This is a genomic window from Halomicrococcus pelagicus (assembly GCF_050954125.1).
On the sequence record NZ_JBPBWC010000004.1, the window covers coordinates 260,327 to 272,168 of the forward strand.

General features: G+C 59.6%; 8 protein-coding genes and 1 pseudogene. 5 read left to right on the forward strand and 4 right to left on the reverse strand.

What is annotated here, in order from left to right; all coding sequences use genetic code 11:
- The first annotated feature begins 35 nt into the window (after positions 1-35).
- Positions 36-1,166 carry an ABC transporter ATP-binding protein gene (locus ACRYA2_RS11005; RefSeq protein ID WP_433627701.1) on the forward strand — a complete coding sequence of 377 codons (1,131 nt, stop codon included), beginning with the start codon at positions 36-38 and terminating at the stop codon, positions 1,164-1,166.
- A gap of 133 nt (positions 1,167-1,299) precedes the next feature.
- The gene (locus ACRYA2_RS11010; protein ID WP_433627704.1) at positions 1,300-2,079 is read left to right on the forward strand and encodes an IclR family transcriptional regulator; all 780 of its coding nucleotides are present in this window, start codon (positions 1,300-1,302) and stop codon (positions 2,077-2,079) included.
- A gap of 566 nt (positions 2,080-2,645) precedes the next feature.
- Here ACRYA2_RS11010 and rdfA read toward each other — a convergent pair.
- Together rdfA and ACRYA2_RS11020 are read right to left on the reverse strand one after the other, a co-directional pair.
- Entirely contained in the window at positions 2,646-3,263 is a 618-nt protein-coding gene (rdfA, locus tag ACRYA2_RS11015) for a rod-determining factor RdfA (RefSeq protein WP_433627707.1), read from the reverse strand.
- A 400-nt stretch (positions 3,264-3,663) separates the two neighbouring features.
- Entirely contained in the window at positions 3,664-3,975 is a 312-nt protein-coding gene (locus ACRYA2_RS11020) for a hypothetical protein (protein ID WP_433627709.1), read from the reverse strand.
- Positions 3,976-4,570: 595 nt separating this feature from the next.
- Here ACRYA2_RS11020 and ACRYA2_RS11025 point away from each other — a divergent pair.
- Positions 4,571-5,455 (forward strand): ParA family protein, encoded by an 885-nt coding sequence (locus tag ACRYA2_RS11025; protein ID WP_433627712.1) that lies wholly within the window; start codon positions 4,571-4,573, stop codon positions 5,453-5,455.
- Positions 5,452-5,826: a DUF7970 domain-containing protein gene (locus ACRYA2_RS11030; RefSeq protein ID WP_433627714.1), complete on the forward strand. Its 375-nt coding sequence runs from the start codon at positions 5,452-5,454 to the stop codon at positions 5,824-5,826. The genes ACRYA2_RS11025 and ACRYA2_RS11030 overlap by 4 nt, the downstream gene beginning before the upstream one ends.
- Before the next feature lie 784 nt (positions 5,827-6,610).
- Here the strand turns inward: ACRYA2_RS11030 and ACRYA2_RS11035 are convergent.
- Both ACRYA2_RS11035 and ACRYA2_RS11040 read right to left on the reverse strand, forming a co-directional pair.
- A pseudogene (locus tag ACRYA2_RS11035) lies at positions 6,611-7,878 on the reverse strand (Cdc6/Cdc18 family protein).
- A gap of 1,505 nt (positions 7,879-9,383) precedes the next feature.
- The gene (locus ACRYA2_RS11040) at positions 9,384-10,232 is read right to left on the reverse strand and encodes a hypothetical protein (RefSeq protein WP_433627717.1); all 849 of its coding nucleotides are present in this window, start codon (positions 10,230-10,232) and stop codon (positions 9,384-9,386) included.
- Positions 10,233-10,748: 516 nt separating this feature from the next.
- Here ACRYA2_RS11040 and ACRYA2_RS11045 point away from each other — a divergent pair.
- Positions 10,749-11,741, forward strand: a complete 993-nt coding sequence (locus tag ACRYA2_RS11045; RefSeq protein WP_433627719.1) for a hypothetical protein — start codon at positions 10,749-10,751, stop codon at positions 11,739-11,741.
- The last annotated feature ends 101 nt before the right edge of the window (positions 11,742-11,842 follow it).

An 11,842-nucleotide genomic window follows, 5' to 3' on the forward strand; every position in this document is an offset into this window, starting at 1 on the left:
TGGTAAACTATGCCACAACAGACAACAGGTGAACGATGGGACAGCTAAAACTCAAAGACCTGGTGAAAGTGTTCGACACGGGAGAGAACGAAATCGTAGCAGTCGACGACCTCGACATTACAGTCGACGACGGGGACTTCCTCGTCCTCGTCGGGCCGTCCGGGTGCGGCAAGTCGACGACGCTCCGGTGTATCGCCGGCCTGGAGACGGTGACGTCGGGACAAATACTGCTCGACGACCGCGAGATAACCCACCTCAAGCCGAAAGAACGCGACATGGCGATGGTGTTCCAGAACTACGCGCTCTACCCGCACATGTCCGTTCGGAAGAACATCGGCTACGGGTTGAAGATCACGACCGACCTCGACAAAAGCGAAATCGACGAACGCGTCGAAGAGACGGCGACGCTCCTCGAAATCGAGGAGTTGCTCGACAAGAAGCCCTCCGAACTCTCCGGCGGCCAGCAGCAACGCGTCGCGCTCGGGCGCGCCATCATCCGGGAACCCGAAGTGTTCCTGATGGACGAACCACTCAGCAATCTCGACGCGAAGCTGCGGACGACGATGCGCACCGAGATCCAACAGCTCCAGCAGGACATGGACGTGACCACCATCTACGTTACTCACGACCAGACGGAGGCGATGACGATGGGTGATTACATCGCCGTCCTCAACGACGGGAAACTCCAGCAGCTCGGCACGCCGCTCGAATGCTATCACAAACCCAGGAACCGTTTCGTCGCAGGGTTCATCGGGTCACCCTCGATGAACTTCTTCGACGTGAAACGCGGCGGGAACGTTCTGGAACACGAAGCGTTCACCTACGCTATCTCCGGCGAGACGGTCGACGCCATCGACCAGGCGTCCGACCGGTTGACGATGGGTATCCGCCCCGAACACATCGCCATCGTCGATGAGAACGTGGAGAACGCCGTTCGGACCGAAGTCGAAGTGGTCGAACCCATGGGGGAACTCAGTTACGTCTATCTCACGATCGGCGATGCGACGTACACTGCGAGCGTCAGTGGAGAGATGCGTCTCTCCTCCGGCGACGTCGTCGACGTCGAGTTTCCGGAGGACAAGATTCACCTCTTCGACACCGAGACGGGCGAGGCCGTGAAGAACAGCCGGACGACCGAGACCGTCGAATCGGCGTCTCGAGCCTGACTGCGACCCGTTTCCGAACCGATTTTCGCCGCCGTCGAGTGGGTAGCAACCGGACGGTGACCAATCGACCGACGCCCGAGTGGGACGTTCGCTAGTCGCAAACAATATGGGCCTGTGTCGAGTACGACCACGTATGAGCAAGCACGGCGGTCCGAGTGGCGAGGGACGGCGGGTGAAGGCCGTCCAGACGACGACAGAGATCCTTGAAGCGCTGCGGGAACTGGACGGGGCCGGCGTCACCGAACTGGCCGACCATCTCGACATCGCCAAAGCGACGGTGCACAGCCATCTCGCGACGCTCGTCGACAACGAGTTCGTCGTCAAGCGCGGCGACGAGTACCGGGTCAGTCTTCGGTTCGTCGACTTCGGGGAGTACGCGAAGTCGAACGTCGACATCTACGAGATAACGAAGAAGGAGGTAGACCGACTGGCCGAAGAGACCGGCGAAGTGGCCCAGTTCATGATAGAGGAACACGGGAAAGGCGTCTACCTCCACAAGGCGAGTGGAGACAACGCCATCCAGACGGCGTCGTACACGGGCAACCGGAAGGACCTTCACTGCACTGCGCTCGGGAAGGCGATACTCTCACAGCTCTCCAGAGCGAGAGTCGATGAGATCATCGACAAAACGGGGTTACCCCAGCGGACTCCGAACACCGTTTCCACTCGCGACGAACTGTTCGAAGAACTGGATGCGATTCGCGAACAGAAGGTCGCGTTCGACGACGAGGAGATTCTCCAGGGGCTGCGATGCGTGGCCGCACCGATAGCGCATCCAAACGGCGATATCCAGGGCGCAATCAGCATCTCTGGCCCGACCAGCCGGTTCAAAGGCGACAGGTTCCGGGAAGAACTGCCCGAGATCGTCCGCGGTGCAGCCAATGTCATCGAAGTGAACGCTACGCAGGTGTAGTCGTTCGCTCATTGCAAATACGCGGCGACAGCGCCCGAGAGGGCTATTTCGATGATTTTCCGCACGTAATCGAACGAAAAGTGACGAGATGCGCCAGTTCGAGGGGCAGTACCGCCGTCTAGAGTCGTTTTCCGTTGGAACCGGTCGACACCGAGATTCGTGGACGGTGAACGGCGTCGTAGTCACACGATTCGGCCAGAGAAACGGTCGCTGACGCGCCGTTCGTCCGGTTCCAACGCCTCTTCGTCTACCTGACTGTTCCTCCATCGGAGCGTCCGAAGAGCGTAGCGGTCGGCCGGTATCACCGCTCTTCCCGTCGGTATCGCCGCCTCGCCGCCGTGCCCTCCAACCGACGCGTGGGCTCGCTTCACTGCTTTCCGTTCGCAACGGTGTTCGCCGATTGCAAACGGGATGGCACGGCTCTCTACGTAGCTGATAGGGCGGACGGCACTGGTCGAAGACGTTCGTCCCGTCTCGCGACCGTACGGACCGGCCTGGCGCCGCTCGTTCGAGAAAACAGACCTTCGGCATCCTACATTACACCACTAATATTGTAATAGCTGGTTTCACTCCGAGGGGGGACAGCCACAGCCACCGTCTTTGAGGATCTCGTCGACCGTGTACGACTGACCACAGGTGTCACAGAGCACGCGCACGTCGACGATGACGTCGAAGTCGCCCAGCGTGATGCGGTCGGTGGTCTCGAGGTTCTCGAGCGTTGTCTCCGTGACGGCTGCAGTTCTCGTCCGCAATCGCTGTACGGTTTCGGCGCTCTTCTCCACCTGATCCGTCTCGTCCGCGTTCGACTCGTAGCTCACGCCGCGATGTTTCGTCAGGTACGTGTGGATCGCCTGATGGGTGACGAAGTCGTCTTCGAGTTCCTCAACGGCGACGCCGTCACGCGCGAGCGCGTTCCTCGTTTCAGTCCGCACCCCGCTGCTCACCGAGTCGTCCGTCAACAGGCGGTACGTGTTCTCGACTTCGCCCTCCAGCGGCGAGGCACCTGCCTGGTCCAGCGCTGCGCGTAGCACGGCCCGATTGAAGACGTCAGCCAGTTCGCGGAGGCTGTACTCCTCCTCGTCGTTGCCCGTCCAGTACGCTTCGAGTTGCTCGCCCATCCCCGCCAGTTCGTACTCGTCGATTACCCGCTGGACCTTGCTTCGAGTACCTGAATTCTTGCTCATACCTCACAGTAGCTCACGTTACACCTTTGACTGTTTCGAAGACGGACGGCAGGTCCCGACCATTCGCGGTGGCGGAACCCCAGGTCACCCCAGGACGGTACGGAACGTCCCGGAGGAGCTCGTTACAGATATAGAAGTGTAACAGTTCTCGGGGACCTTCGAGCAAGTGACCGAGGAGAGAGCGATGGCCTCCCGTCACGAAGGTTCGCACGTCCTCCTCGCCGTAGCGGCGATACTCGAACGTGAACTCACCGAACGACGGACCGGCTCCTCTACCGCAGTCAGCGGACTACCGCGCCCACATTGATATAGCGGTATGTAGTTTAAAAGCGCGGGGCGGTGGGGCCACAGGAGAAACGAAGGTTCGATGGTCGTCGCTGATAGAAGCGACAGCAGAATTTCACGAGAGTTCGACGTCCGACGGTTCCGGCTTTGCCGAAAGACTGCGGTTCCCGTGGCAGATGCTCCGGCGGGTCGGTCGCCAGCCCACTGCCTCCGTACCCTCCGGTTCCGTTCTCGCATCGTCGTCCGTGAGTCGCACCGAGCGAGGGCCGGCTCCGACGTACGAGGATAGCAGAGCCGGTCCGAACGCCGGGATGTCGCCGTTCACCACTTGCGTCACGATCCAGTACCAGGAGACGTTCTCGCCATCGCTGTCCTTCGCGTCGAATCGTCCCTCCCTCGTCGGCCGGCGGCGGTAATCACGAAGCATAGAGCCGCGTATCAACGGGGGGTTCCGTCCGACTCCGACTGGTAGACGGCGAGCGCCTCGTCTCATGTTGGGACAACGAGATAGGTCAGGAGGGTTCGGACGTGACTCTCCCGTGACTGGACGAGTCCGCAAAGAACGCGGCTCGTCCATCGGGATATGGGTTCGTCGTCATGTCACGATTCTATGGATGTCTGCGATTCCCAGGAATCGGACGAACTGTGCGATTCCATATAACTCCAGGAACCGTTACAGTTCGACGGGTACCTCCGGAGACGACCGTGACGTGCGAGGTGGTCGTCGACGAACGAGGCCGTCATCGTGGACGTGACTCCCTTTCCTCGAATTGTTAGAGGGACACAGCGGCGAATTCCACGACACTGGTCCCCCGGTAATTTCGATGTTTACGACTCTCACGAATCGTGCGATGCCGAGAAATTATACGATGTATACGAGTCGCACAATTCTTAAATAGGGTCCGTGCGTGGGTTACGACAGAGTCACCGGCTAGGTGTACAATGCCTACGAATCGTACGAGTCTAGCAGTTCGTAGAACAGCTGGAGTTCGCGAACTCCACCCGGAGGACAGGAGGTACACATGACAAACGAGAATACTGACGAACGTGAATCGCGGGCGGTGTCCGTCGGCGTACTCAAAGGCGGATTCGGCAAGACGACGACGGCGCTCAATCTCGCACGAGAGCTCGCACACCGTAACGGCTCTGCACTTGTCGTCGACCTCGACGACAACGGACACATGAGCCAGAATCTCGGATACGGCGACCAGTATCAGGCCGACGAAAATCACGCAGAAGCGGTCCTCATCGGCAGCGAAGACCCGAAACAGTACATCGAGTCAGTGGTCGGCGGGCTCGACATCTTCCCCGCACACGAAGCACTCGAGGACGTCCAGAGCGGCCTGAAAGAAGCGACGATGGGGACGACGCGATTGAAAGAGAATCTCGTCGACCCCCTGCTCGGCGACGAGTACGAATACATCGTCGTCGACTGCCCGGCGAACCGCGGCAAGCTCAACGACAACGCGATGTACGCGACCGGAAACATCATCATCCCGCTGCGCGCCGAAAGCGGTTACGAGAGTGGACTCACGAGCACCGTCCAGCGCCTCGTCATGCAAGCGCGGGAATACTTCGAGCTCGACATCCTGGCGGTGACGCCGACCGATCTGGAGAACCGCATCGACTACGACACGCGTGACCGCGCCCTCCTCGAGGAGATCAACTCTCGGGAAGCAGTGGCCAAACTCGTCCCCAACTACGCCCGCCTTACCGACGACGACTGGGCTGCACTCGAGAACGGAAGCTACGACGACGACCTCCCCGGCATCAGACATCGGTCGGCGATCGACCGGGCGCACGACGAGGGGCTCCCGCTCCGCGATTACGAGGAGTCGTGCGACCAGCTATCGGCGTACGCCGAACTGTCACAGATCGTCGAGCGGGGCGAGGTGGTTCGGGAATGACGGGTGCATTCGACGACCTCGAGGACGCAGTCGCCGAACAGGAAGAACCGGAGGAAGAGACGTCGAAGACGACCACGGACGGGGAAGCGCGGACAGAAAGCGAGCAGGGAACGACCCAGGACCCACGGTCGACGCCGGCGTTCGAGTTCTCCTCGGATCTGCGCCGCAGTATCTACACCCGCGAGCAGTCCTGGCAGTCATTCGAGGACGGCCGGGACCTTGAGATGACCCGCGTCCTCCGCGACCACGATGTTCGCGACGTAACCTCCCGGGAAGTCCACGACGCCATGGTCCGTCTCGCCGCCGAAAACCCCGACGAGCTCGCACGATTAGTCCTCGACAGTCGCGGAATCGATATCGACGAAGAGTAGGTCGACAGTTAACGATCACCGACCACGGCCTGTTACACTCGCCGTTCGACTCTCCGAGCTGGTACGACATCTACGATTTGCACACTGCGCGAGTTGTGAACGTCGTACGGACTGTGAGAATCGTACGATTCGTAACTGGTGTAGGAGATCCATCTCACGATTCCCATGGGAAGGGCGAAACGTCGGCGGTAAACAGGCCTACTCTGCAGTTCAGTTACGTTACGAATCGTGCGACGTTGACGAACTCCACGAATTTTGCGAACTCTCAGCGCTGTAACTGCACCACATGCGGCCACTTTCGACGCTCCTGAACTCGAAGACGGCCGGTCAAGAAGCCGAGACGAAGTTTACGATGCTCGAACGGTTTACGATTCTTGAACCGCTTACGATTCCCGAGCCTCGCGAAATTCTCGGCCAAATCCACCGGAAAGGGTGAGTGAACATACTTCGATAGAATCGTGCGAATCTTACGATTCTGAAGACTTTTAGACATCCTTCGAACTGAGAATTTCGTACGAAGTGTAAACGTCGGACAACTCTCGCTGAGGACACAAATACGTTCAACGATGTTCGAGACGTTGACGATTCGTGATCTTCGTTAGAATCTCGAGCATTCTGCGATTCACAGGGGTTGTACGATTCGGGAACGCAGGAAGCTGAGAAAGGACTATCGCTATTTCTCTTCCGGCACGCTGGACGGCTGGAAATTAGTCGCTGACTATGTCTTTTGCTGCTGGTCGTAGACGAGAGAGGAATCGGGTTTCGCCGGTGAGATGAGATATCGTCACGCGAGCTCTTCTAGCTGACTGTCCCGGAGCACGGCCTTCAACACGACGTCGGTGTCTTTCACGAGTCGATGCACCAGGTAGCTTCCCTGCCCTCGACCGCCGCCCGTCCGCGTCGACTCGACGACGCCGAGGAACGCTTGTTCCTTTAGCAGTTCGTAGACGCGGTGTTCACCGAGAATGTTGACGCTGAGCTGCTTGCAAACGACCTGATAGCGCTCGTAGATCTCACTCGTCGAGAACTCGTCTCTGGAGTTCTCCTTCGTAAGACGACCGAGGGCGTAGAGGTTGAACTTTACCTGGGTCGTCGATCCCCGAAGGAGTTCTTCGAAGCGATCGATCTCGGCCCACTCCTGGGCTTCGCGGACGTGGTCTTCGGACACCTGCTCGTCGCCCTGGCGTTCGGCGAGTTCACCAGCGTGACGGAGGATCTCGATCGCCTTTCGAGCGTCACCGTGCTCCTGGGCGGCGAACGCGGCAGTGAGGGGAATGACTTCGTCCGTGAGAACGCCGTCTTTGAACGCGTCGCGACGATGGTTCATGATGTCCCGGAGTTGATTGGCGTCGTACGGCTGGAAGACGAACTCCTCCTCGCGGAGGCTACTCTTGACGCGCTCGTTCAGTTCGTCCCGATACTCGATCTTGTTGCTGATCGCCACGATACCGAGATGACAGTCGGCCTTTCCGGATTCGCGTGCGCGCGAGAGTTGCATCAGCACGTCGTCGTCTTCGAGTCTGTCCACCTCGTCGAGAATTATCACGACGGCATCGTAGACCGCGTCGAGAATCTCCCAGAGATAATCGTAGTACTCACCGCTGCCGATGCCTGCCCTGGGAATGGAAAAGTCGGTTCGGGCCTCGTCGTTGAGGTCGCGAGTGATAGTCCGTGCGACGCGGGTCTGGGTGTTGTGCTGTGCACAGTCAACGTACACGGTGCCGACCGAGACGTCCTGAGCGACGGCGGCCCGGCGTGCACGTTCGGTGACGTGACGAGCGACTTGCCCGTTCCCGTTTTCCCGTAGATCATCACGTTGTTCGGCGGTTCGGTGCGGACGATAGGGCGGAGTTCGGCGGCGACTGCTTCGATTTCGCTGTTGCGGCCGACGATCCGGTTGCTCTCCGGGACGTGACCGACTTTCAGCAGTTCTTTTCGTTCGAAAATCGACGTGTGGACGGCCTCGTCCTCGTCCCAGTTGAACAGGGGATCCTCCGACGGATCCTCGAAAGGATCGTCGACGTCGGAGAGACGTGCGGGGTCGTCGGTCATACTTCATGTCCTATCGCTATTGTATAAAAAACTACTCCCTCCTCGGCCAGAGTGTATCTCCCGTAAATACAGCGGGCGAATCGTCGAGGTTTAGAATTTCTGACTCGCAGCTTCGTTACCGCACACCCCTCGTCCAGACTGTATTCCGATGGACGTCGCGGTGGTCGACCGACGCGGAAATCCCTCGCGAGCTCTCGGCGCGACCCACCCCTGGTCCAGAGTGAAAACGCAGTCACCGACGAACGTCGAATCGAGGACGATTGCGAGAACCGGAGCGCTGGCCACACCCCTCGTCCAGAGTGTATCGGACTAACGAACCTGCCACACCCCTCGTCCAAAGTGAAAGGCCGACCGATTCGCGGTCGTCATCCGCCACTGTGATTCGTCCGGGACACCCCCGATACAGAGTGTACTGTTACAGCGGTCGAAGAGAGTTCGGTCCTCACGCCACTCGTCAATGTCGTCTAGCACGTGCCGTGAGGAGACGTCGTTCTTCTCGTTCCTCACCGGGTTTACTCGGATAGATACGGTGGACGGGTTCGGTTGGCTGGAGTGCGACAAAGTGACGATCCGTTCTCTCTCGCCAGTACGTTCCCCTCGTCGCCCCCACGTCTCGTGTTGCCAGTACGCGTTTCCCTCTCGCCGGTACGCCCCCCCTTATCACACAAACACACACTCCTCGTCCAGAGTGAAACGCGACGAAGGTAGGCACTGTCCGTGCAGGCGGTCGCCATCCGACCGTCGTTCGGAGTAGTCTAGCCATCGTTCGAGGCAGTCGTCTCGAGGAAATACTCGCCGTACGTAACGTCATCCTGACCGTCGTTGTTGGGGTATTAGCCCGAACGAGTACAGCTCTATCGTGGAAGCAACCATACGCCGTCCAGGTGGGACAGTCGAACCGACGGGACAACCGAGAGGATTGGGACCCACTTATCGACCAACTCACTCCTCGATGTAGAAGTTCACCTCTCGATGTAGAAATCGATCTAGAAGTTTTATGTGGTGGCATAGTATCATAATTCATTATACAGTTCGTTCTATAGTGAGGAGAACGACTGTTCGTTCCGAACGGCCGAAACGCACGGTCGTAATGTTCCGTTCGTGGTGTCTCCAGTGTTTTCGTCGAGCGGACGGTATCTCCGACGGTATCCGACAGAAAATCCCTCGTCTACCCGTTTTCATTGAAGTCATCACCGTATGGGTGGTTCGTTCGACCCCCCTACCCCACCCTTCCCCTCCAAGAAATACACTCTGGACGAGGGGTGTGTGTCACCGTCGTCTTCTCGACCGACACGGATGAACCGGGTCCGTAACCGACACCACCTCACCGAGATCTTCGTCCGTTTAGACGTCAACGACGTTGCGCTCGTCTCTCCGGTCATTACGTTCACCGTCGGAGGACAACGACCCGACGGCTGGTCGAATCCAATCGACGACGGTTCGCCGCTGGGCCACGTCCGCGATTGCTCGCTATCGCTCGCTTCAGGATGGAGACGTAGTGTTCACTAACGCTCGCTCCTGGTCGGAGACGCAGCGCTCGCTATCGCTCGAACGGCCCCTGCGACGTGCGTTCGTTCGGCGAATCGTCTGCTCGTTCGCTGTAGGTTGTGAACGCCGCTCGCGATAGCTTTCCCGGTCTCGGCGGCGATGTCCCAGCTCGGTCGTTCGACCGACTGGATGTGGGACGTCGCCCACCGACTGGGATGTGCGAGGAGATATAGGTCCTGACACGCTCCCGACTCGAGGGCGCGTATCACGTCGTCGGTCGAACGAACGTGGCCGAAGCCGGGGACGGACACGTTCCAGTCGCGGCCGGTATCGGAACAGTACAACCGTTCGCTGGTGCCATCGTCGTCGGCTTCTACCTCGTACGCTCTCCCGGTGAGATCGTAGTCCGCCGGCGTCCGGGTACCTTCCCACAGATCCGTGTTCAGGTGGGGAGAGAGCGGACTCCCGTGAGAGCAGATCGTGTCGACGGTAACGTGCTGGCGAAACGACGCCAAGTTGGCGGCGAACCGGGCGTGTGCTCGTCGCACGTCACCGCGTTCGTTCGCCAAGTCCTCGTAGTGATAGCCGATTTCGTGACCGTCCGCCTCCATCGATTCGGCGAGGTCGGGGTCGAACGTACTCGTCCGGAAGTAGTAGGTGGCGTCGATTCCCAGGTCGGTTTCCACCTCGGCCAGTGCGACAGCGTTGTGGACGCGGCGGTCCACGTCGTGCCGGAGCACGATGGAGGGCGTATCTAGGGTAGTCGTGTCGAAGTACTCGGCCACGGTGTAGAACTCGTACCCTTGGTCGAGTGCCGTCCTCAACAGTTGCTTATAGTCCGAGAGGCCGAAGCCGGATAATTGCATGATTCCAGCTCCAAATGGTAGTGATGCCTTAATTGTTATGAGCACGATACTAACGGAATAGGCTCTCCCTTCCCGCGTCGAACCGCTACCTACAGGATGCAACTAACCGTACAGGGTCCCTCTGGGGACTCTTAATCTTCTCTTTCAGAGAGCGGTTACCGTAAAAAGCGCTCCTTTCACGGCCGAACCGTGCTGACGACATCGAACGCAGATCGCCACGTATGGAACCTGCCCAGCGTCGACGCCGTCGAAGAGCGTCCTTCTCCGTTACGAACGTGACACGGACGGGCTCGCACGACTCCGATGATTCCGGACGGGTGGCTCGCGACACGCTCCGAACTACGTCGAGATACGCCGACGATTCGGTCGAGTAATCCTCGTTCGATGGTGATAGGCAGGCGTCGAAAAGATGAATCGAGCGAAACCATCCTCCTCGTTTATTGACCCCATCGCGGTACCGTCGTGGGGATGAGATGGAACGTTCAACGCAGTGTAGCGGTCGTAACGGCGCTGTTGATGCTCACGAGCGTCGCAGGTGCTTCGACAGCGGCGGCCCAATCCGGACAAGCGCGGGAGGGCGTCACGCTCCAGGACGTGACCGTCGACCGACTTCAGGTCGGGAACGCGACGGTCGAGAACGCGACGATAGGGACGATACAGGCGAACGAGATACAGCTTCGAGACAAAGGCCGGACGCTCACGGGCGTCATGATTACGGACGTTCGTCTCGAACAGTTGACGCTTGCGAACGCCAGTCTCGAGAGCGTCAACGGGACGAATCTTTCAGGTAGACAGCAGTCCGCTGGAAACATCGCGGTCGAAAACGCATCCTTCCGGCAGATGTTGATCCGGCAGGTCACCGTCGATACGGTCGTCGTTGAGGAGTTCCAGACCGGAGCCACGACGGAGACGACGACCACCCGGACGGAGACGGCGAACGAAACGGACAACCAGACGACGACGGAGATGGCGAACGAGACGACGGCCAACGGAAACGAGAGCTTCGGTACTGCCGTCGTCGACCAGGTCCAACTCGAACAGCTCACTATCGGATCGCTCACCGTTGAGCAGGTGACGACCGGCCAGTCGCAACCGGACGTGGAGTCCATCGCGGAGGGGACCGAGCCCGACTTCGACTTCGTGAGCATTGCCGCTAACAACGGATCCGTCGACGAGGCCACGGCACGGATTGCCTCCGCCGGCGACGTCGTCGTCGGAGCGGAGTTCAACGAGACGACGACTACCGCTGCGGCGAATGTGACCACGACGCCCGCTGCGACGGCGACGGAAGCGGCGAACGCCACTACCGAGGCCGCCGGAACGACCACGACCGCGGCGCCGGCCGCCACGGAGACGACCGAGGCACCTGAAGAGGCGACCGAGGAACCCGAAGAGACGACCGCTGCGGCAACTACCGAAGCCGCCGGTGAAACCACGGCGACCGAGGCCGCGGAAACGACCGAGGCAGGGGCGACCGTGACAGATGCCGCGAACGAGACGGCGGCGTGACCGACGAGGAGTTCGGTCGGGTCAGTAATCGCTGGCGAAGAGAGAAACGAATCGTCGACCGTGACTTCGGTCGGTGCAGAAGGCGTCCACGGTGGTGACGA